General features: G+C 57.7%; 20 protein-coding genes. 8 read left to right on the top strand and 12 right to left on the bottom strand.

Annotated elements, in window-relative coordinates; translation table 11 throughout:
• Positions 1-128 precede the first annotated feature (128 nt).
• The gene (locus VF684_RS09710) at positions 129-509 is read right to left on the bottom strand and encodes a hypothetical protein (RefSeq protein ID WP_005340143.1); all 381 of its coding nucleotides are present in this window, start codon (positions 507-509) and stop codon (positions 129-131) included.
• Positions 510-694: 185 nt separating this feature from the next.
• On the opposite strand from VF684_RS09710, the gene VF684_RS09705 reads away from it, so the two are divergent.
• Both VF684_RS09705 and ydiK read left to right on the top strand, forming a co-directional pair.
• The gene (locus VF684_RS09705) at positions 695-2,083 is read left to right on the top strand and encodes a bifunctional NUDIX hydrolase/phosphatase PAP2 family protein (protein ID WP_376899136.1); all 1,389 of its coding nucleotides are present in this window, start codon (positions 695-697) and stop codon (positions 2,081-2,083) included.
• On the top strand, positions 2,080-3,165 hold the full coding sequence (gene ydiK / locus VF684_RS09700; RefSeq protein ID WP_005356525.1) for an AI-2E family transporter YdiK: 1,086 nt from the start codon (positions 2,080-2,082) through the stop codon (positions 3,163-3,165). The genes VF684_RS09705 and ydiK overlap by 4 nt, the downstream gene beginning before the upstream one ends.
• A gap of 319 nt (positions 3,166-3,484) precedes the next feature.
• On the opposite strand, the gene VF684_RS09695 is transcribed toward ydiK, so the two are convergent.
• Complete coding sequence (locus VF684_RS09695; RefSeq protein WP_259584758.1) at positions 3,485-4,873, bottom strand: hypothetical protein; 1,389 nt, start codon at positions 4,871-4,873, stop codon at positions 3,485-3,487.
• 584 nt (positions 4,874-5,457) lie between these two features.
• Here VF684_RS09695 and dhaR point away from each other — a divergent pair.
• Entirely contained in the window at positions 5,458-7,359 is a 1,902-nt protein-coding gene (gene dhaR / locus VF684_RS09690) for a dihydroxyacetone kinase operon transcriptional regulator DhaR (protein WP_376899134.1), read from the top strand.
• 95 nt (positions 7,360-7,454) lie between these two features.
• On the opposite strand, the gene VF684_RS09685 is transcribed toward dhaR, so the two are convergent.
• From VF684_RS09685 to VF684_RS09650, 8 genes are all read right to left on the bottom strand, one after another.
• Complete coding sequence (locus tag VF684_RS09685; RefSeq protein WP_376899132.1) at positions 7,455-8,537, bottom strand: glycerol dehydrogenase; 1,083 nt, start codon at positions 8,535-8,537, stop codon at positions 7,455-7,457.
• A 124-nt stretch (positions 8,538-8,661) separates the two neighbouring features.
• Entirely contained in the window at positions 8,662-9,378 is a 717-nt protein-coding gene (gene dhaM, locus VF684_RS09680; protein WP_376899130.1) for a dihydroxyacetone kinase phosphoryl donor subunit DhaM, read from the bottom strand.
• A gap of 1 nt (position 9,379) precedes the next feature.
• A complete protein-coding gene (gene dhaL / locus VF684_RS09675) occupies positions 9,380-10,009 on the bottom strand; it encodes a dihydroxyacetone kinase subunit DhaL (protein ID WP_236367707.1) in 630 nt (209 codons plus the stop codon).
• 9 nt (positions 10,010-10,018) lie between these two features.
• Complete coding sequence (gene dhaK, locus VF684_RS09670) at positions 10,019-11,089, bottom strand: dihydroxyacetone kinase subunit DhaK (protein ID WP_323915367.1); 1,071 nt, start codon at positions 11,087-11,089, stop codon at positions 10,019-10,021.
• A gap of 238 nt (positions 11,090-11,327) precedes the next feature.
• Positions 11,328-12,686, bottom strand: a complete 1,359-nt coding sequence (locus tag VF684_RS09665) for an NCS2 family permease (RefSeq protein WP_019445188.1) — start codon at positions 12,684-12,686, stop codon at positions 11,328-11,330.
• A 305-nt stretch (positions 12,687-12,991) separates the two neighbouring features.
• Positions 12,992-13,204 carry a transcription antiterminator/RNA stability regulator CspE gene (cspE, locus tag VF684_RS09660; protein ID WP_005316548.1) on the bottom strand — a complete coding sequence of 71 codons (213 nt, stop codon included), beginning with the start codon at positions 13,202-13,204 and terminating at the stop codon, positions 12,992-12,994.
• 595 nt (positions 13,205-13,799) lie between these two features.
• The gene (gene yjbD, locus VF684_RS09655; RefSeq protein ID WP_005340165.1) at positions 13,800-14,084 is read right to left on the bottom strand and encodes a DUF3811 domain-containing protein; all 285 of its coding nucleotides are present in this window, start codon (positions 14,082-14,084) and stop codon (positions 13,800-13,802) included.
• Positions 14,085-14,230: 146 nt separating this feature from the next.
• Positions 14,231-15,133: a cation diffusion facilitator family transporter gene (locus tag VF684_RS09650; protein WP_376899128.1), complete on the bottom strand. Its 903-nt coding sequence runs from the start codon at positions 15,131-15,133 to the stop codon at positions 14,231-14,233.
• Between the two features lie 460 nt (positions 15,134-15,593).
• On the opposite strand from VF684_RS09650, the gene VF684_RS09645 reads away from it, so the two are divergent.
• The gene (locus tag VF684_RS09645; RefSeq protein WP_019445191.1) at positions 15,594-15,719 is read left to right on the top strand and encodes a hypothetical protein; all 126 of its coding nucleotides are present in this window, start codon (positions 15,594-15,596) and stop codon (positions 15,717-15,719) included.
• Between the two features lie 72 nt (positions 15,720-15,791).
• Here the strand turns inward: VF684_RS09645 and VF684_RS09640 are convergent, their stop codons facing one another.
• The gene (locus VF684_RS09640) at positions 15,792-16,535 is read right to left on the bottom strand and encodes a substrate-binding periplasmic protein (RefSeq protein WP_440174206.1); all 744 of its coding nucleotides are present in this window, start codon (positions 16,533-16,535) and stop codon (positions 15,792-15,794) included.
• Between the two features lie 149 nt (positions 16,536-16,684).
• Positions 16,685-17,272 (bottom strand): single-stranded DNA-binding protein, encoded by a 588-nt coding sequence (locus tag VF684_RS09635; protein WP_005340181.1) that lies wholly within the window; start codon positions 17,270-17,272, stop codon positions 16,685-16,687.
• Between the two features lie 426 nt (positions 17,273-17,698).
• On the opposite strand from VF684_RS09635, the gene VF684_RS09630 reads away from it, so the two are divergent.
• The 4 genes from VF684_RS09630 to VF684_RS09615 are packed head-to-tail and all read left to right on the top strand — an operon-like array spanning position 17,699 to position 20,049.
• Positions 17,699-18,346, top strand: coding sequence for a LuxR C-terminal-related transcriptional regulator (locus tag VF684_RS09630; RefSeq protein WP_042080923.1), 648 nt, complete (start codon positions 17,699-17,701; stop codon positions 18,344-18,346).
• A complete protein-coding gene (locus tag VF684_RS09625) occupies positions 18,346-18,789 on the top strand; it encodes a curli production assembly/transport protein CsgE (protein WP_440174177.1) in 444 nt (147 codons plus the stop codon). Before VF684_RS09630 ends, VF684_RS09625 begins: the two co-directional genes overlap by 1 nt.
• A gap of 11 nt (positions 18,790-18,800) precedes the next feature.
• Positions 18,801-19,202, top strand: a complete 402-nt coding sequence (locus tag VF684_RS09620; RefSeq protein WP_150389798.1) for a curli assembly protein CsgF — start codon at positions 18,801-18,803, stop codon at positions 19,200-19,202.
• Between the two features lie 7 nt (positions 19,203-19,209).
• Positions 19,210-20,049, top strand: coding sequence for a CsgG/HfaB family protein (locus tag VF684_RS09615; RefSeq protein WP_005355003.1), 840 nt, complete (start codon positions 19,210-19,212; stop codon positions 20,047-20,049).
• Positions 20,050-20,210: the final 161 nt, after the last annotated feature.

Genomic DNA, 20,210 nt, shown 5'->3' with positions numbered 1-20,210 from the left:
GATTCACAAGGGAAAGCCGCTGCTTTATCGGGTATCCATGGGGGCTGGGAGGGGCCTTCATACCGCGCATATAACACTGCCGCCCCGGTTGGGGGCGGCAGCGTTCACATCCATCGACCATGTCAGAGTCAGAAGTGATCGTGCTGATCCGGCTTCTTCTGGTCGTGGGGGCCTTCGCTGTGGGCGATGGCGGTGCGGATGAGATCAACCCCGGCGCGGATAATCAGCACCCCCATGTTGACCAGCTTGACGCAGACCCACATGAAGGTGATGAGCAGGATCAGCTTGAGCACGGTCTGGAAGGCTTCCAGGAAGTTCTGCTCCAGCTGGGCGGTCAGGCCGTTGGCGCTGGTCATCAGCCAGGTGTAGACCTCGCGCACGAACGGGATGCGGCTTGGCATCTCCAGTACATCCAGTGCGGCAGGAAGCGCCTGGAAGATGACGATGCTGCCGAACAGGATCAAAATGACACCGATGGCGATGCCGAGGAAAAAGCCGAACTGTCTCATGGAGGGCTCCAGCGTTTGCTGCATGAAATTGAAGATAGCCGCCAATAGTAGGGAGTGCCCTGCTTCATCGCAATCTTCCGTGCACCGCCAGCGCGGCGGGAACGGCGGCGATCCGGCCGCTACCGTTGCCCAACTATCTGATTTCTGGGAGGCTTGTCGCCATTGTGCATAGGGAAAGCAAATTGATGTCGAGAACCCTCTTTTTACTCTTGCTGGCGCTGTTTGCCGCTCTGCCAGCCCTGAGTGCCGAACCGGCTGGCCCCACGGCAGCGGCCTGCGCCATTCGTCATCAGGATCAACTGCTGCTGGTGCAGGATCGCATCTCCTCCCGCTACAGCCTGAGCGGCGGCTACATAGATGGCGGCGAGAGCCCGCAGCAGGCGGCGCTGCGCGAACTCTATGAAGAGACCGGCCTGCGCGGCGAAGTCGTCGCGGATCTTGGCCGCTGGCAGAAAGCGCAGGTCTTTGCCTGCCGCACTCAGGAGCCTATCGTCGCCCAGCAAGATTCCGATTTTGTCTCGCTGCTGAAAGCTCCCAATCTGGGGGGAGAAATCCTCAACGCCCGCTTGATCGCGGTGGACAAGCTCCCCCGCGAGCAGCGCCGTTTCCCGGATCAGCTCGACTGGCTGCAATCCCGACTGGATAAGGTGCCCGAGAGCGAGGTGCACTGGCAGGCCGATTTTGTGGCGCAGGGCAATGCACTGCATCAGGCCGAGATCCCGCTGATGCTGCGGCTGCAACAGTGGCTGGGGCCCGATGTCTGGTGGCTGTCGGTCAGCAATCTGTTTGGTTCAGGCGGCTTTCAGCTTGCCCTGATACCTTTGCTGCTCCCGCTGCTGGGGTGGCCGCGACTGCGCCAGTTGCTGTTCGCCATGCTCTGGCTCGGCTTGCTGGTGCAGGCAAGCAAGGAGGGGATCGGCTGGCCGCGCCCCTTCCATCTGCAACCGCTGCTGACGACCCAGAGCGCGCAGGGCTTTGGCATGCCGAGCGGCCACACCGCCTCGGCCCTGCTGTTCTGGGGGGCGCTGCTTGGCTGGCTCTGGCCTGCCCGGCGGGGGCTGGCCTATTCGCTGGCCTTGCTGCTGGCCCTCACCACAGGTCTGGCGCGGGTCTGGCTCGGGGTGCACTTTATCTCCGATGTGGCAGCGGGGCTGCTGATCGGCGCCTTGCTGCTGGCGGTTCGCCCCTACTGGCGGCTGGATCAGCGTTCATCCGTTTGGGGCTTGCTGATCGCTGCAGCACTGGTTTGCGCGGGCCTGAGCCAGTCGGCCCATCTGGCCGGGATCGGGCTGGCTGCGCTCGGGATCTGGATCGGTGGTTTGCTTACCCTGACTCGCAGCGGTTATCCCCCCATTGTGACCGGCGCGGTTACGCTGGCGGGGGGCGCGGTGATCGGGGCGGGGCTCTGGGCATTGCCGCTGTTGACCAGTAGTTCGCTCACTATCCTGCTTGGTCAGTTTGTGCTCTTTTTCGGGCTGGGGCTCTGGTTGAGCGCTGGCCTCTGGTGGATACTCTCTTTCTTGAAATGCGACACACGACCCAAGGGCAACGGCTCTGACAAGGGAACTCTATGAATGTGAAAAAAGTGGATTTGGCCAAGATAACCCTGGGGGTGCTGTTTCTCAGCATCCTGATTATCTCCTGTTTCTTGGTGTTGCAGCCCTTCCTGCCTGCGCTGGTGTGGGCCACCATGATCACCATCGCCACCTGGCCGCTGATGCTGATGGTGCAGCGCCTGTTGTGGGGCAAGCGCACCCTGGCGGCCCTCTTTATGACGCTGGTGCTGCTGCTGATGTTCGTCATCCCGCTCTTTATGACGCTGGCCAATGTGGCAGAGAAGGCGCCCATGCTGATCGAGCTGGGTACCCATATCAGCCAGTCACCGCCGCCGGAGCTGCTCTGGTTGCAACAGATCCCGCTGGTGGGCGACAAGCTCTATGACTTCTGGCAGCAAATTCTGGCGAGCGGTGGTCAGGTGCTGTTTGCCAAGCTGGCCCCCTATTTCGGTCAGACCGCTCGCTGGCTGGCCTCTCAGGCCGGTAATCTTGGCTTGCTGTTCGTTCACTTCCTGCTGACGGTCGGTATCTGCGGGGTGCTCTATCACTCAGGTGAAGTGGTGGCGACCGGCATTCGCCGCTTCGCCCACCGGCTGGCGGGTCAGCGTGGCGACAACGCCACCGTGCTCGCTTCACAGGCGATCCGTGCCGTAGCCATGGGGGTGGTGGTGACCGCGCTGGTGCAATCTTCGGTGGCCGGTGTCGGCCTGCTGATTGCCGGTATCCCTTACGCCATGGTGCTGGTGGTGGTGATGTTCCTGCTGATCGTCGCCCAGATCGGCCCCTTCCCGGTGCTGCTGGCCTGTATCGGCTACCTCTACTGGAGCGGCGACACCACCTGGGGCACCTTCCTGCTGGTGTGGTCACTGATTGCGGGCACCATGGACAACTTCCTGCGCCCCTTCCTCATCAAACGGGGCGCCGACCTGCCGCTCATCCTCATTCTGGTGGGGGTAATCGGTGGCTTGCTGACCATGGGGATCATCGGTCTCTTTATCGGCCCCGTGGTGCTGGCGGTGGGCTACACCCTACTGGATGCCTGGATCAAGGAAGATGACCAACCGGCGACCGCCGCGGTGGAAGCGCCCAAGGCCCAATAACGATTCAGTAAAAAGACGATTCAGTCTCCATCTATGATGCAAAGAGCCGCCCGATGTGAACTGGGCGGCTCTTTTGTTTTTGACGAGCGTGATTTATGGCGATCGTGTCAGATTGGTTGATCCTCGCCAGCCTCCATATCCCACATATGACCGTCTCATGTAGGTTCGATTAGCGAAGCGTAATCGGACGATCGAGATGCCGCTGTCCCGGTTGTATCCATGAGTCAGCGGCATCTGGCAGAGGGGAAATATGGATGGCCGTTATTGCGGGGAAATAGATTTACGCGAACGTCCGATTACGCCTGACGGCTAATCGAACCTACGGGCTCGATGTAAATTGTTGAATGCTTCCACAGTCTTTGCAATTTACTTCCAAAACATTATTAACCATTTGAATAGCCATATGTGTAGATTTACAGTGAGAACAGCATAACTCATTATCTTGGTCAATCTCACTTTCACTGAAGTATCTTGGATGAAGTTCTTCTTCCCAATGCTTTCCTGGTGATTTATGGAAACCAGCATCTTCATCTTGAAGAATAAAATCATAAAAAACATGGCTTATATATGATCTAGGTACTCTTTTGTCACGATTATATTTATAGGTATTCCATCCTTCATTTATTGCTCGCTCACCTAGTGACAATATTTTGTTAGGGATGGTGTTTGCTGCTTGCTTTTTATTGGTGGCAAATCCTTTTGAATAGTATATATGGGCATTCTCGACAGATTTTTTCACAAAATAATAAATCTCACTAACTGAAAAGTCATGTAGTAGTTGATTGACAACTTCCCTTGTTTTATTTTCTGCGGAAAAGGCTATGTTTAGTTCGTCGGCTCTTACATATACATATTGAAGAACTTCTTCTCTTGCAATTCTGAATAATATTTTTAATGCTTCATTTTCCCATTGAGGTTGCATTCCATTTTTTAACTCTTTATAGATTTTATTGTAAACTTCATTCAGCCCTGCTCTATCAGTACCATCAATAGCTATATTTGGAATCCATCTGGATTTATTTACGTAGAAAGATTTGAATCCTTCATCCTCAACAAATGCATCTATCCTTGATTCTGGATCAACAACTACTGCACCACAACTCAAGAGCTCTTTTAAACATTCAAGATCCATCTGTACGGTAGGAGATAAAGCCTCAGTCCTAAATGGGTCATCAAGGGACAATATATATTCAAACTCTTCATCGGTTTGCATTCTGAAAAGTGTTAACAAGATTAACTTATGAAAAAAATTCAACTCGGAGTAATCTATTGGCTTTCTATGACTAAGATCATATATTGCTCTAATTACCGTTCTTTTTTCCTTTTCTGCATCAAGCTTCTGCTGCTCCCTTATGCTTACGCAGTTTTTACAATCACATTTTTGTTGTCGGTGATATCCACGCTCCGCAGATAATACTTGGTGCCCGCAATCAAAACATTCAATAAGAGGGATATTCCAGCTGCTAGCACTTTTGCTTTTACGTTTGGTAAACATAGGTACATTACAATATGGGCACAACGTATCATCTAGTTTTTTAGGTGGAAGTACCTTTATCAGTTTGTTAGGATTTATATTTATTTTATAGTCCTCAATCAACACAGAGTTTTTTTCACCATCTAAATACCTTTGGTAAAGCTCCTCTATTTCATCTAAGGATAGGTGTTTTATCGCGTTTGCAATATTAATTTCGAGGACTTCTTCACTCATGATTTAAATCCAATTTTTACTAGAACCCAATGGTGATTTGGTGATGGCTGTACTCATACACTAATAGCGCATTACATGTTGAGCTAGTCCATCATCATCACCACCTAGAAAATTTACTTAAAACTAAACCGCTAGCCTACCTCTGATATTTAACTCATTCACTTAACATCCTATTTAATATATCTCTTGCTATTGATAAAAATACACTTAAGGGGCTGCAATAGAAAGTGCCACTAAGCCTCAGCCTTGTAAACGGGCCAAGAGTGTGAACGAGGCCACGTCTTGAATGTTATTTATGGTCAATAAACCGGCAGTATATGATGTGGATTGAGGGGAATTGAGCTTAGAGAAATAACCCGGGGCGTTGCAACGCCCCGGGTTATCGGTCGGTAGGGTAAAGTCAGGCAGGCTGGTGGAGGGTGATGCAGTGAATGCCGCCGCCACCGGTGGCCTTGTCGCCTAATTCGAGTGTGAACCCGACCTTGCAGAGGATAGGGTTGCCACCCTCTGAGGCAGGTCACTGAATCGGGGGCGCTGGCGTGGTTAAATGGTCGGCTCACATCTTGCCGGATATTGCTGTGACCATGCCATCTGACCTTCAGCCGCTGCTCGCTTGGCCTGACTATCTGCAGGCATCCTGGCTGCGCTGCGCCCACCAGACCAGCGCCACCCTCTGGCATCCGCCCCACAGCGCCAAGGGGCAGACCTTGCAGAGCCTGCGCCAGCGCAAGCGTGACCTGCTCACCACCGGCGAGATGGCCCTCGAAGATCTCTACGAATTTATGGAGGGGCGCCCCTGCGCCCTGCTGCTCACCGACGAGAGCGGCTGCCTGCTGGCCCAGACCGGCCACCCCGACACCCTGCACGAGCTGGCGGCGTTGGGCTTTGGCCCCGGCGCCTTTTTCAGCGAGGGGCGCATCGGCACCAATGCCATCAATCTGGCGGCGCTGGAGGGAGTGCCGCTCTGCGTCAGCGGCCCCCAGCACTTCAACCAGACCCTGCACCCATGGCACAGCTGCGCCAGCCCGGTCTACAACAGCAATGGCCGTCAGGTCGCCATCATCGCTTTGACCTGCAAGGTGGAGGAGGCGAGCGCAGGCGATCTGGCGCTCACCGTCAGCGCCGGGCGCGAACTGGCCCACCTGCTGCAGATGGAGACCCTGATGCAGGAGTCCCAGCACCATCTGAGCGAGCTTTACGCCCTGCTCGATGGCATGGATGACGGCGTGCTGGCTTGGGACCCGCAGGGTAGGCTGCGCTATCTCAACGCGCTGGCGGCACAACGGCTGCGGCTCGATCCCGCGCTCTGTCTCGGCCAGCCGCTGGAGCAGCACCTGCTGTTGCCCCAGCGGTTGCAACTGGCCATCAGGGGGCAGACGCCGCTCAGCCATGTGGAGGTGACGCTGGAGCGGCTTGGCGCGCAGGAGGGGGAGTTTATCAATGCGCTGGTGAGCCTCAAGCCGCTGCCGGGGCCGGAGGGGGTCAGCTTTATCGCCCTGCTGCACCCGGTCGATCGGCTGCGGGCCATTCACCAGCTGCGCCAGACGGTGCCCGAGCTGTCGGCGCTGGTGGGGGAGTCGAGCGCCATGCGCAAGCTGCTGCGCTACGCCCGGCAGGCGGCCCAGAGTCAGGGGCCGATCCTGCTGCGCGGCGAGGAGGAGGTGGGCAAGGCCCAGCTGGCGGAGGCGATCCACTTTGGCAGCGAACGGGCCGCCGGGCCGCTCATTACCCTCAACTGCAAGGCGCTGCCGAGCGAGCGGATGGCGCTGGAGCTGATGGGTTCCGACGAGGCGGGGCAGGAGCGGGCGGGCAAGTTCGAGCTGGCCCACGGCGGCACGTTAGTGCTGGAGCAGGTGGAGTGCCTCTCTGCCCCCATGCAGGCGGCGCTGCTGCAACTGCTCAAGACCGGCCGCATCCAGCGCTTCGATTCGGCCCGCATCCTGCCGCTCAAAGTGCGGATCATTGCCACCAGCAGCGCCCCGCTGGAGCAGCTGGTGCAGGAGGGGCTGTTTGGCCGCCAGCTGCTCTATGCCTTGCAGGCGTGCGAGCTGTGGCTGCCGGGGCTGCGGGATCGCGCGGCGGATCTGCCGGGCCTTATCAGCCAGCAGTTGGCGGCGCAGGGGCGCGAGCCGGTGCGCCAGTTCAGTCCGGCGGCACTCGATTGCCTGCTCGCCTATCCCTGGCCCGGCAATCTGGGGGAGCTGCGTAGCTCCATCGAACATGCGCTGCTTCATGCCGGTCAGGGGCCGATCCCGCCCGAGGCGTTGCCCGACGCCATTCGCCACGGCTATCAGCAGGTGGCGGACGAGGTGGTGGGGCAACGGCTGCTCACGCTGGCGGAGCTGGAGCGCCAAGCCATCTTGCGCTGCGCCCACGCCTGCAAGGGGCAGGTGAGCCAGATGGCCCAGCATCTGGGGATCAGTCGTACCACCCTGTGGCGACGACTCAAGCTGCTCGAGATCGATCCCGCCGACTATCATGGCTGACGGTGAGCCGAGCCATCGCGAACCGGCCCGTAGAAAACGAAAAGGCCCCGCAGTTGCGGGGCCGTTTTCATATGGCAAGGTCAGCCGTGGTGCGGTTACAGCCCCAGCTGGTGGGCGGTGACGATGGCCGCCAGCACATCCTCGGCGGTGACCTTGAATGGCATATTGTGGATGGTCTCGCCCTCGGCGGTGGAGGTTTTGGCCACCTCCATCAGGCGCGCCATATCCAGCTCCTTGACCCCCATCATATGCAGGTTGGTCGGCAGGCCCACCGAGCGGCAGAAGGCCAACAGGGTTTCGATCTCCGCCATCGGGGCGTTCTCCAGCACCAGCTGCACCAGAGTACCGAACGCCACTTTCTCACCGTGGTAGAGGTGGTGACACTCGGCGAGCTGGGTCAGGCCGTTATGGATGGCGTGGGCGGCGGCCAGCCCGCTGCTCTCGAAGCCGATACCGCTCAGATAGGTGTTGGCCTCGATGATGTTCTCCACCGCCTTGGTGCAGAGCCCCTGTTCCACCGCCAGCTTGGCCTTGTAACCATCGGCCAGCAGGGTCTTGTAGCAGAGCTCGGCAATGGCCTGCGCCGCCAGCGTGGAGGCGCCACCGGCCATGGTCTGGCAACCGGAGACCTTGTTGGCGCGCGCCTCGAAGTAGGTGGAGAGCGCATCCCCCATGCCGGAGACCAGCAGCCGTACCGGGGCGCGGGAGACCACGCCGGTATCCATGATGACCATGTTGGGGTTGGTCGGGATCATCAGGTATTCGCTGAACTGCCCTTCCGGGGTGTAGATGACCGCCAGCGCGCTGGTAGGGGCATCGGTGGAGGCTATGGTGGGCACTATGACCACCGGCACCTCCTGGTAGAAGGCGACCGACTTGGCGGTATCCAGTGTTTTGCCGCCGCCGATGCCGATGATGACGTCAAACGGGGTCTGCTGGCAGCGGGCCAGCAGGCGGTCGATCTCGGGGCGGGAGCATTCGCCGTTGAAGCAGTCGAACTCCGGCTTGATACCGGCACCGTGGAAGCTGGTGGCCACGGTATCACCGACCAGCTTGGTGACGAAGGCATCGGCCAGGATCAGCGGCTTGCTGCCGAGCGCCTTGACGTAGTTGCCGATATTGGCGAGGGCCCCGTTGCCTTGCACGTATTTGCTGGGGCTGATGATAATGCGGTCCATATTTTATCCCTCTCTCTTTATGAATTAAGAATCGGGGCGAAGGGGCGGCAGTGCCGGGGACGCCTTCATCTTGAATGAAGCTGCACAGGCTCAGCGAGCGAGTGCAGCCCTTGAAACAGTGGCGTCAGTCGCCAAAGTGCTCGTCGGCCAGCTGCTGGAAGCAGGCCAAGGCGGCGCTGGCATCCTCGCCGCGCGCCAGCAGGGTGAGCTGGTCGCCCTGACGCACATTGAGCATGGCGAGCCGGGTCAGGCTGCGGGGGTTGGCTTCTTTGTCCCCCTTTTGCAGCTTGAGCTCAGCGGCAAAGGGCTTGAGGGCGGCCACCAGTCGGGCGGCGGGGCGCACATGCAGGCCGTGGGGGTTATCCACCACCACTTCGCAGCGCAGCCAGCCGTCGTCGGCAACGGGGGCTGTCTCGGTGGCGGCCTGCGCTGGGCTGGCAGGTAGCATCGCTTGTTTCGGGCCCAGCGCGCCGAGCGCCTCGGCGGCCACCTCGTCCAGCGTCAGGCCGGAACCGGCCGCCACCACGGCGGCCAGAGTACCTTCGACCAGCGGGGCCGGGCAGAGCCGCACCCTCGCGCTTAACTCGGGGGGCAGCAGTTCGAGGGCGGTCTCGGCGCTGAGCAGAGCGCTGCCCAAGTCCATCAGCACCAGCACGCCGCTGCCGTCATCCGCTTCTTCTATCGCACTCATCACCGCGATGGCATCGGTGCCGATGGGGTGGTCGGGGTCATCGACCCCGGCCGCCAGCAGCAATCGGGCCGGGCTGCCGAGCTGGTCAGCCAGCGCTTTCAATCCGGCCGCCAGCATGGCGCTGTGAGAGACAACTACGATTCCGATCATGTCACAACCTCGCTCTGTCACGCAGGGCGGTCAGCAGCAGCAGGGTCGAGGTGGCCCCTGCATCCTGATGGCCGATGCTGCGCTCGCCAAGGTAGCTGGCGCGCCCCTTGCGGGCCTGCATCTGGATGGTGGCCTCGGTACCGGCAGCGGCTGCCACCACTGCCTTGTCCAGCGCTTCGTTGAGCGGCAGATCTTGCTGCTGCGCCTGTTGCAGGGCGGCCAGTGCTGGCCACCAGGCGTCGCACATGGTCTTGTCGCCCGGCTCGGCGCGGCCGCGGGAGACGATCCCCTCGACCCCGTCACTGAGCATTTTGCACAGCTGACTGAGACTCAGGCTCTGGCAGGCGTCGGTACTGGCCGCCGCCCGGATAAAGAAGGTGCCATAGAGCGGGCCGCTGGCGCCGCCGACTGAGGAGAGCAAGGTCATGCCGGTGGTTTTCAGCACCTGACCGATATCCTTGTCCGCCACTGCGGGCAGTTTCTCGGCCACTTTGGCGAAGCCGCGCTGCATATTGAGGCCGTGGTCACCGTCGCCGATGTCGGTATCCAGCGCGGTGAGGTAGTCACGCTGCTCGGTAAAAATGTGTTCGCAGTCGAGCAGCCAGTTGACGATGTGATGCTTGCTTAACATGGGTTCTCCTTAGCAGCCACGACGCAGGGCGGGGGTGTGAACGGGGGCATCCCACAGGGTCATCAGTTCATCATCCACCTTGAGCAGGGTGATGGAGATGCCGGTCATGTCGAGGGAGGTGCAGTAGGGGCCGATCAGGTTGCGCACCAGATGGATGCCCGCCTCTTCGCACAAGGTGGCAAGGCGACCATAGATGCCATACAGCTCGGAGATGGGGGTGCCGCCGAGGCTGTTAACCAGCGCGATAACCCGATCGCCCTTGTTGAGCGGCTCGATAAAGGTGTGCTCCTCCTGCCAGCTGCCGCTGGTGCGATCCCAGTGGCGCAGGGTGCGGCCATAGGGGGTATTGTCAGCAAGCTCGCTGAACATGTCGTCCACCAGGGTATTGAGGTCGGTGAAGGGGCGACGCTCGATGCCCGGCTCGCCGTGGATACCGACGCCGAACTCCAGCTCGTTGTCGGCCAAGGTGAAGGAGGGCTTGCCTGCGGCAGGCACGGTGCAGGCATGCATGGCCACGCCTATGGTGCGGCTCTGGTTGTTGATGCGACGGGCCAGCGCCTCGCAACGCGCCAGATCGTAGCCCGCCTCGGCGGCGGCACCGACCAGTTTCTCGCACAGCACGGTCGTGGCAACCCCACGGCGACCGGCGGTGTAGAGGCTGTCTTTGACCGCCACGTCGTCATCGATGAGGGCGAAGCCCACTTTTACACCATCGCCGTGCAGCAGCTCGACCGCAGTTTCGAAGTTGAGCACGTCGCCGGTGTAGTTCTTCACCAGAAACAGCACGCCCGCGCCGCCATCAACGGCCTGGCCGCACTCGTACATCTGATCCGGGGTCGGAGAGGTAAAGATCTCGCCGGGGCAGGCGCCATCCAGCATCCCCTTGCCCACCAGACCTCCGTGCATCGGTTCGTGGCCGCTGCCACCGCCGGAGACCAGCGCCACCTTGCCCATCACGGGGGAGTCGGCGCGGGTGATGTAGTGGGGTTCGATACGTACCTTGAGCTCGGGGTGGGCGGCTGCCATCCCCATCAGTTGTTCACGGACCACGGCATCGACGGCATTGATCAGTTTCTTCATGGCTCACTCCTTGGCTTGCCACCGCTCGGGTGGGCAAATGGTTGATGGAGCCAGTCTAACGACAGAAAAAGGGATAAAAATGACGGGCGATTTGGTTCGGATTTGAAACAGCAGAAGGGGTATAGGTGTTTCAATCTGAAACGGCGCAGAGCTAGCGGGCGGGAAACTGTTAGCTGACTCACAGCCATGAAAAAGGGCCCCGCAGGGCCCTTCGCTACAACCGGAATATGCGGGCGGGTTAGATGGCCCAGCCACCGGCATAGAAGACCACCAGTGCCACGGCGATGATGACGGTGCCGACGTTCAGCTTCTTCCACTCGGCAGCGAACAGACGACCGATGACCAGCGCCACGAAGCCCAGCATGATGCCGGTCACGATGTTGCAGGTGAGCACGATAAAGACGGCACACAGCATGCCGGAGAGGGCATCGACCGAGTCGCTGAAGTCCAGCTTGGTGACGTTGCCCAGCATCAGCAGACCGACGTACATCAGGGCCGGTGCGGTGGCGTAAGCCGGTACCAGATAGCTCAGCGGGGAGAGGAAGATCATCAGCAGGAACAGCACGCCGACCAGCGCTGCGGTCAGACCGGTTTTGCCACCGGCCGCGGTGCCTGCGGCGGATTCGATGTAGACGGCAGCCGGAGCACCACCTACGGCGCCTGCCACCATGCTGCTGACGGAGTCGGCAGTCAGGGCCTTGCCGCCGCTGATGATGTGGCCACGTTCGTTGATAAGGCCCGCCTGTCCGGCCACGGCACGGATGGTGCCGGTGGCGTCAAACACGGCGGTCATCACCAGCGCCAGTACGGTCGGAATGACTACCGGATTGAGGGCGCCCAGCAGATCCATGCTGCCTACCAGAGAGCCCTTCTCGCCAGTCAGGCTCGGCATGGCGAAGAAGCCCTGCCAGGTCACTTTCGGGTCGAAGATAAGGCCGAGGATGGAGATGGCGATAATCACCATCAGGATGCCGCCCGGCACCTTGCGACGCTCCAGACCGAAGATGGCGGCCAGACCCAGCACCGTCATGATCACCGGGAAGGAGGTTACTTCACCCAGTTGAACCGGCAGACCGGCCCCTTCGTTCTTGATCACCATGCCGACGCCGTTGGTGGCGATCAGCAGCAGGAACAGACCGATCCCGATACCGGTGCCGTGAGCGATGCCGGAGGGGAGGTTGTCCAGGATCCACTGGCGCACGCCGGTGACGCTGATCAGGGTGAACAGCACCCCCATCAGGAAGATGGCGCCCAGGGCAACCGGAATGCTCAACCCCTGACCCAGTACCAGACTGAAGGCGGTAAAGGCGGTGAGGGAGATGGCGCAACCGATGGCCATCGGCAGCTTGGCCCACAGCCCCATCAGCAGGGAGCCGAAGGCGGCGATCAAACAGGTGGCCACAAACACCGGGCCCTGCTCAAAGCCGGCAGCGCCCAGCATGTTCGGCACCACTATGATGCTGTAGACCATCGCCAGGAAGGTGGTCAGCCCCGCGACCAGCTCCTGACGCACGCTGCTGCCGCGCGCAGAAATGGAAAAATAAGAGTCCAGAAAGCCGCCTGTCCCTGTTTGGGCGGCCATATCTTGCTTTGCCATAACTAATCCTGAAAGTGTGAAGGAAATCGTTTGCGTTGGTGGCGCGCAAAATAGCAAGAATTCGCGGCAAATACAGCGGATAACCTGACTTTTTCGTCACTATTTTACATTTTGAGTCCATTCGGAACTCATTCTAAGACTCAAGCGGTGAGAGCGTGTAAGGGAGGGATCAAGCGGTCGGGGGAGGGGAGATCTGTGAGGAAAAAGCGGGGAAAAACAAAAAACCCGCCTAAGCGGGTTTTTTTAAATTCTTGCAGAGCTGTCAGCAGTTGGCATGAGCCATCAGCAGCATGCTCCGGCTTGAATTACAGACCAACTACGTTGGCAGCAGCCGGGCCTTTCTGGCCTTGCTCGATGGTGAACTCAACGCGCTGACCTTCGTCCAGGGTTTTGAAGCTGGTGGACTGGATAGCGGAGAAGTGTACGAACACGTCTTTGCTGCCGTCAGCCGGGGAGATGAAACCAAAACCTTTCTCAGCGTTGAAGAACTTAACGGTACCAGTCATTTTGTTAGACATAATAATTTCCTTAAATAGTGTTGAATGCCACCTAAATGGCAATTTTTGATTTTTCGTCAGCAATACGTATGGGGAGCACTAAAGAAGGAGAATTATTTGATAAGAATTATCCGAGGATAACGCTTATGCTAATCACTGCTTTACTAAAATGACTGCCTAACATAATCAGGTCTGAACTGCCGAACCATCGAGAAAGATTAAAACACGCTCTCATTTTTAAAGCAAACTTTATCTCGATATTAATGTTTTGTAACAGCCAAAAATATCATTTTTTATAGTAAACATGATGCATTTCAACGGCATAGAAAAATCAGTGCAGACTCATATCACCCTGTGGTAAGCCAGATTCGGCTTTTTTGTCCTGACTATGTAGCCAGTTCTGGCAAAAAATATGAGAAAAAATGAAAAGGTGGCGATAGATGGGGATTGTCAGTTGTCGTTCTCTCTAACTCACAATGTAAATCACTTCTTAGCTGCTGCGATTAGCTTCTGAGCTGCAAATCAATGGCAGCGCCAAATCTGGCGCATCGAGCATCGCCCAGACATGCAAACGCCCGCTGGCACCAACTGCCAGCGGGCGTTTTGCAAGAAGGGATCAGCGCTTGCTGCGAAACTTGTTGCTGACCGAATCAATCCAGCTGAAGGTTTCCGGCAGTACCTGGTTCTTGGCACGCTCTTTGGCTTTCTCGCGAGCCAGCTTGGAGGCAGCCTTGGCTGCTTCGGCGCGGTCCGCCACAATTTTCAGGCGACCCTCTTCGCGGATCTTGTTCCGCTCTCCGTTGGTCAGCTGGTGGTCTGCATTGGCTTGTGCCTTTTGCAATAACAAGGCTATCTCGGCTTTTTCGGCCTCGGTCAGATCTTTCATTTCCAGCTTTTTCACGGCGCGCTCCTGCGGCAGGGTGGTTAGACACCCTAACACAGTTGTGCCGATCACTTCTTATGCAATCGGCTTTCCGGCAGTAAAAATGCAGGTTTGTGCCAACTTTCCGTTATTTCGCGGCCACTTTCCCGCCTGTTTGCCACATTTCAATTTATGGCGAGCGGCGAGGGCTGCTCTTGCTCCTCCGGCTCGACGTGGATAAGCACGATGGCGTGGGGCAGCTGCGCCATGATGGCGTGTTCGATGCGATCACAGATATCGTGAGCTTCACCGATGCTCATCTCCGGGGGCAGTGTGAGATGGAAGTCGATATGGCGGCGACGACCGGCACGACGGCTGCGCAGATCGTGAAAACCGCTGGCGGCAGGGCAGCATTCGGTGATGATGCGGCTGGTCATCGCCAGCTCTTCCGGGCTCATGCTCTGGTCGATCAGCGGCTGGAAGGCCTCGTTGAGCATGCTGATCGCCTCTCTAACAATAAAGATGGCGACCGCAATGGCGACCAGCGGATCTAGGATGGCGAGTGAATGGCCGAATAGACCGGCCAGCCAGATCCCGCCAAGACCGACGGCGACCCCGGCGGAGGTGAGCACGTCCGCCTTGAGATGAAGCGCATCGGCAGCCAGCGCGACCGACTCCTCCTCTCGGGCCACCTTGTAGAGGTAGGCCGAGACACCGCTGTTGACCAGTGCCGAGATCACCATCACCAGCACGCCCCAGCCAATGCTTTCGATCGGGCTGGGGGTGATCAGCTTGTCGACGGCTTCGAAGATGATCCAGCCCGCGGCCAGCAAGATAAACAGTGCTTCGATGACACCGGAGACATTTTCAATCTTGTCGTGACCATAGGGGTGGCGTTCATCGGGCGGGAGATCGGACTTTTTCACCGCGAACAGGGCGATCAGGGCCGCCACCAGATCCATGGCGGAGTGGATCGCCTCCGAGATGATACTGACCGAGCCGCTGGCGAAACCGGCCACCATTTTCATGATGATCAGACTGATATTGGAGCAGACCGACACCATGGCGGCTCTGGTTTTTCTGTTCATGTACAGCTTCCTGAATAAAAACGGATATTTCGGTGCGGCGCGCATTATATCCGGCTGACCGGAAATAACCTATTCGGTGTTGTAATTTGATGTTTCCAATGATATTGCGAATGCTTATTAAAATGGTGACCTCTTGCGCGGCAATAAATAGTGAGAGGGATTTATATTTCTCCGTGAAAATATCTAGGTAACGATGGATTAATATAAGCGTGACAACATTTAATAATGCGAATTACTCTTTTCTGGTCTTTCCTGTCGAGGTCCTTTGGCCTCCCCGCTCAAGGGGCTGCGCGCGACATCTTTTGGACGAGAATGAGGCTGGATCCGGATGCCGCTGGAGGGTATGCTGGGTCTGGTGATGGTCTTGCACCATCCCACCAAGCGTACTGAAGTTGATGATTCGGATGGCATGCTGGCTCCCATGAGGAACCAACTGTCTGGGTAACATTTTTGGAGTTTGATGATGAGTAACAAAGAACATCACAACGGCAAAGATGCCAAGAAAAAACCGCAGATGTCACTGAAAGAGAAACGCGAAGCCAAACGTCAGAAAGCAGAACTGAAAAACGGCAGCGCAATGAAGTAACGCTCCCCTACTGCTGTTCCTTCGGAGCCAGTACAAAGCCAGCCCTTACCGGCTGGCTTTTATGTTTGTGGCTCACGGCGTGGCGCCGTAAGCCGCGAAAATCTGGTGATAACGACCATCCTGATGCATCGCCTCAAGGCGCTTATCAAACAGATTGCGGGCATCGGCCGTTCGGAAGGCAAAGTGATAGACGGTGGGCGGGAAGAGGTCTGCTTGCCTGACCTGATTGCGCTCGTAGTGCTCGCCTGCCTGGGCGGTGGCGATCAGCTGGTCGAGGTAGTAGTAGAACACCCGCTCCTCCAGTACGACTGCATCCACCCTGCCGCGCATTAGCTGATGTACCTGCACCTGCTGCTTGGCTACCTCCTCATAGTGGGGATTCTGGTTGGCCATGGTGGCGAATGCCCCCCCCAGAATGATCCTTGCCCGTTGAAAAACGGTGACCCGTTTTGAATGCAGGTCGTCCAGAGTACTGATGTGGGTGCTGCGCAGGGTGAAGATCCGGTTATGGAAGGTGATAACGGGCTGGGTCAGAACGTGAGGATCAACCATACCGGGTCTGACGTTGATGATGGCATCCAGCTTTCCTGACTCGAACAGTCGGAAGGTGCGCTCCAGCGGCAGAAATTCAAAGCTGGGCTCATAGCCGCTGCCAGCGAACGCCTCTTTCAGCAGATCCAGCTCAATGCCGCGATTCTCGCCTTCGATGACATAAGGGGGGATGGCAAAGCTGACCCCGACCTTGAGTGGCTTTGCCAGCAACTGGCCGGAGAGCATGCTGGTCAGCATTAGCAATAAAGGGGTGAGCAGTTTCATTGCACTTTTCACAAAGCGCTCCTGTGGAGGATATCCATCACTGTAGGGGAGGCAACCATAAAGCGTTATATCCCTTTCGGGCTGAGAGGTTCAGCCTGAGTGCATAAAAAAAGACCCTGAGTTATCAGGGCCTTTTCAATATTCTGTTCTTAGAACGGGATATCGTCGTCGAAATCCATCGGCGGCTCGTTATATACCGGCGGCGCAGATTGCGGCTGCTGGGCAGGACGGCCATAACCGCCTTGCGGCTGCATGTTCTGCTGCGGAGCAGGCGCCGGGCGCTGTTGATTCATCGGCTGCTGGGCAGGCATGCTCTGCTGCGGCTGACCCCAGTTACCCTGGGATTGACCACCCATGTTCTGGCCCATGCCCTGACCGCCTTGCGGACGGCCACCCAGCATCTGCATCACGCCAGTGAAGCTGTCGACCAGCACTTCAGTGGTGTAGCGCTCCTGGCCGCTCTGATCTTGCCATTTGCGGGTCTGCAGTTTGCCTTCCACATAGACCTGGGAGCCCTTCTTCAGGTACTCGCCAGCCACTTCGGCCAGCTTGCCCATGAAGACGACGCGGTGCCACTCGGTGCGCTCTTTCTGCTCACCGGTCTGCTTGTCGCGCCAGGTTTCAGAGGTGGCCAGAGTAATGTTGGTCACAGCACCGCCACTCGGCATGTAGCGTACTTCCGGGTCTTGCCCGAGGTTACCGATCAGAATGACTTTATTGATGCCTCGACTGGCCATAATCTCTCTTCCACCTTATTTACCGGCCAGGTCGAAACCTGGTCCAACACGACTAGATACCTGATTAGTTGCTGTGTGCGGGGCGCAATGTCCCGCAGACGCATGTGACGGTCATAGTAACAGTTGCGAAGCGGATTGGCAGCATCCTTAACCGGCTTGATGTGCCAAAGGCAACTGTTGGCTCCTGCTGTAGTGATAGTCTGGTTGCAGCTGTTTCCGGCGCGTCCGGCATCACATTTCTGCCATATATTCCTGTTATGCTGGCTGATTGGCGAATTGTAATCGGTTTTTAAATCGACTAAAAACATATGGTTACGATATTTATGAGATCCATTCTCATACTTTTTTAATATTGTGCTCCCATACCTCCTTGGTAGACTCAGTCGGCCAGATTAGGTGGTTTACAGGTTCAAGGAAGAGCACACAATGAAAGCCGCATGCCCGATCGCACTGGTCACTGAAAATAATGTGCAGGCCAGCACATTTGCTGCATACCTCATCTCTCATTTGAGCCGTCCCGTCCAGCTAATCCACGAGATTAATCAGCTAGATAACCAGTGTGACGGCACGCTGTTTCTCATCGATCTCGACTATATCCGCTCTGGCCAGTCACTGGGCTGGAACCGGGCGATCTCCGAACGCTTTGGCATGGCGACCACTGTGCTGCTCAATGCTCCCACTGCGACGGATCGCGACCTGTTGCTGATGTGGCCGCAGATCTGCGGTCTGTTTTTCCGTCAGGATCCGCTCGACCGGCTGGTTGCCGGGTTGCAGAAAATCCTGCTGGGCGAGTACTGGATGCCGCGCCACCTGCTGTGCGAGCTGGTCGAATACTATCGCCAGGGCAATAGCTACCTGCTGCGTAACGACACCCTGTTGACAGCCAGAGAGCAGGAGATCATCCGTTATCTGATGACGGGCGCCTCCAATGTCGAGATCGCCGACAGCCTGTTTGTCAGCGAGCACACCGTCAAATCCCACCTCTATAACGTCTTTAAAAAGCTGAATGTGAAGAACCGGATCCAGGCGGTGAGCTGGGCCAAAGAGTATCTCGATGCTCCGGACTCCCACTGATGAAAGCGTTCTCTCTTGCGTGTTGCCTCGCGCTGCTCTGGGGCTGCACGACCGTTGTGGCGGCCGAGGCCGATGCACCGCTGGAGTCGGTACAGCCGGAGCAGGAGAGTGATCGGCTGGATGTGGATGGTCTGGTGCTGGATCGCACCTTTACCCGCTTCGGTCAGGGCTTTTATAACGAATTTACCCGGTTGCGCAGCGATGAAGACCCGGATGCCAGAGAAAATCTGACGATTCATGAGCGCCCGACAGCTCGCTGGGGCAGCCAGATCTGGATCACCCATAACCGGAAGGTGATTTTTAAAACCGCACTCTCTCCTGGCCGCAATCAGCAGGAGCAGAGCGCCAAACTGGCTTGGTCACAGGTCAGGCAGACCCTCGAACAGCAGAAGATCGCGACCCTGTTCATGGATACCTTCGATTTGGAACATGATGAACTATAAGGATATTTCTCATGCGTGCCCGGTTATGGCTAGTTGCTGCACTGATAGCGCCAACGCTCCATGCGTCGGAGCTTGTCTATCGCCCCGTCAACCCCAGCTTTGGGGGTAACCCTCTCAACAGCAGTCATCTGCTTGGCACCGCCAATGCGCAGAATGATTACAAGGATCCCGCCAGTGGCAACGGTAGCAGCGGCACCTCGGCGCTGGATCGCCTGACCTCCAACCTGCAATCCCGCCTGATCAGCCAGCTGCTGGCCGATATCGGCAAGGATGGCAGCCAGAGCGGCAGTCTGGTGACCGATGATTTTGCCATCAATGTGGTGGATGAAGATGGCACCCTGGTGGTTTCGATCACCGACCGGGTGACCAACCAGACCACCATGATCGAAGTGAATGGCCTGATTGCCGACTGAGGGCGCGATGAAACGACAACTGTTATTGATAGTGCCCCTGCTTGCGCTGGCTGGCTGTGCGACCCATATCGGCTCACCCGTTGCCGATGAGAAGGCAACCCTGATGCCGCGATCCGTCTCTTACAAGGAGCTGATCAGTCTGCCCAAGCCAAAAGGGAAAATTGTCGCGGCCGTCTACGATTTTCGCGATCAGACCGGTCAGTACCTGCCTGCACCGGCCTCCAACTTCTCCACGGCAGTTACCCAGGGCGGGGTGGCTATGCTGAGCACGGCCTTGTGGGACTCTCAATGGTTTGTGCCGCTGGAGCGGGAAGGGCTACAGAACCTGCTGACCGAGCGCAAGATTGTGCGGGCGGCCCAGAACAAGCCCAACGTTCCCGGCAACAATGCCAATCAACTGCCCTCGCTAGTTGCCGCCAACATCCTGATCGAGGGGGGGATCGTCGCCTATGACAGCAATGTACGAACCGGCGGGGCGGGGGCCAAGTATTTTGGCATCGGCGCCAGCGGGGAGTATCGGGTCGATCAGGTGACGGTCAATCTGCGCGCCGTCGATATCCGTTCAGGCCGGATCCTGAACAGTGTCACCACCTCCAAGACCGTATTGTCGCAACAGGTGCAGGCCGGGGTATTCCGTTTCGTCGAGTACAAGCGCCTGCTGGAGGCCGAGGCCGGTTTCAGCACCAATGAACCGGTACAGATGTGTGTCATGTCGGCTATCGAGTCCGGGGTGATCCGGCTAATAGCCAATGGCGTGCGGGACAATCTGTGGCAACTGGCTGACCAGCGGGATATCGACAATCCGATCCTGCAGGAGTACCTGCAAGACAATGCCCCGCTGCTTTGAGTTTTCCCGCTCGCACAATGCCCTCCCAGGTGGAGGGCATTTTTTTGGCCTCCATCGAATACGAATTAAGACTTTCTGCTCAGCGACAGGGCGGCGCTTTTCATCCTCGAATCAGCGGAGTGCCTGATAGGCCGCCTCTGGTCTGACAGGGATACTGTGGG

Origin of the sequence: Aeromonas sp. Lyrl_2, from assembly GCF_051948815.1 — a bacterium.
In the GTDB taxonomy this organism is placed as follows: domain Bacteria; phylum Pseudomonadota; class Gammaproteobacteria; order Enterobacterales; family Aeromonadaceae; genus Aeromonas; species Aeromonas veronii.
This window is presented reverse-complemented; position numbering and strand designations above follow the sequence as displayed.

Bases quoted from the DNA above. Each gene is read 5' to 3' on its own strand.
- dhaL (WP_236367707.1), bottom strand. From the start codon at position 10,009: ATGTTAAGCAAGCATCACATCGTCAACTGGCTGCTCGACTGCGAACAC.
- VF684_RS09630 (WP_042080923.1), top strand. From the start codon at position 17,699: ATGAAAGCCGCATGCCCGATCGCACTGGTCACTGAAAATAATGTGCAG.
- VF684_RS09620 (WP_150389798.1), top strand. From the start codon at position 18,801: ATGCGTGCCCGGTTATGGCTAGTTGCTGCACTGATAGCGCCAACGCTC.
- dhaM (WP_376899130.1), bottom strand. From the start codon at position 9,378: ATGATCGGAATCGTAGTTGTCTCTCACAGCGCCATGCTGGCGGCCGGA.
- ydiK (WP_005356525.1), top strand. From the start codon at position 2,080: ATGAATGTGAAAAAAGTGGATTTGGCCAAGATAACCCTGGGGGTGCTG.
- cspE (WP_005316548.1), bottom strand. From the start codon at position 13,204: ATGTCTAACAAAATGACTGGTACCGTTAAGTTCTTCAACGCTGAGAAA.
- dhaK (WP_323915367.1), bottom strand. From the start codon at position 11,089: ATGAAGAAACTGATCAATGCCGTCGATGCCGTGGTCCGTGAACAACTG.
- VF684_RS09685 (WP_376899132.1), bottom strand. From the start codon at position 8,537: ATGGACCGCATTATCATCAGCCCCAGCAAATACGTGCAAGGCAACGGG.
- VF684_RS09615 (WP_005355003.1), top strand. From the start codon at position 19,210: ATGAAACGACAACTGTTATTGATAGTGCCCCTGCTTGCGCTGGCTGGC.
- dhaR (WP_376899134.1), top strand. From the start codon at position 5,458: ATGCCATCTGACCTTCAGCCGCTGCTCGCTTGGCCTGACTATCTGCAG.
- VF684_RS09625 (WP_440174177.1), top strand. From the start codon at position 18,346: ATGAAAGCGTTCTCTCTTGCGTGTTGCCTCGCGCTGCTCTGGGGCTGC.
- VF684_RS09650 (WP_376899128.1), bottom strand. From the start codon at position 15,133: ATGAACAGAAAAACCAGAGCCGCCATGGTGTCGGTCTGCTCCAATATC.
- VF684_RS09705 (WP_376899136.1), top strand. From the start codon at position 695: ATGTCGAGAACCCTCTTTTTACTCTTGCTGGCGCTGTTTGCCGCTCTG.
- VF684_RS09665 (WP_019445188.1), bottom strand. From the start codon at position 12,686: ATGGCAAAGCAAGATATGGCCGCCCAAACAGGGACAGGCGGCTTTCTG.
- VF684_RS09695 (WP_259584758.1), bottom strand. From the start codon at position 4,873: ATGAGTGAAGAAGTCCTCGAAATTAATATTGCAAACGCGATAAAACAC.
- VF684_RS09635 (WP_005340181.1), bottom strand. From the start codon at position 17,272: ATGGCCAGTCGAGGCATCAATAAAGTCATTCTGATCGGTAACCTCGGG.
- VF684_RS09710 (WP_005340143.1), bottom strand. From the start codon at position 509: ATGAGACAGTTCGGCTTTTTCCTCGGCATCGCCATCGGTGTCATTTTG.
- VF684_RS09645 (WP_019445191.1), top strand. From the start codon at position 15,594: ATGATGAGTAACAAAGAACATCACAACGGCAAAGATGCCAAGAAAAAA.
- VF684_RS09640 (WP_440174206.1), bottom strand. From the start codon at position 16,535: ATGAAACTGCTCACCCCTTTATTGCTAATGCTGACCAGCATGCTCTCC.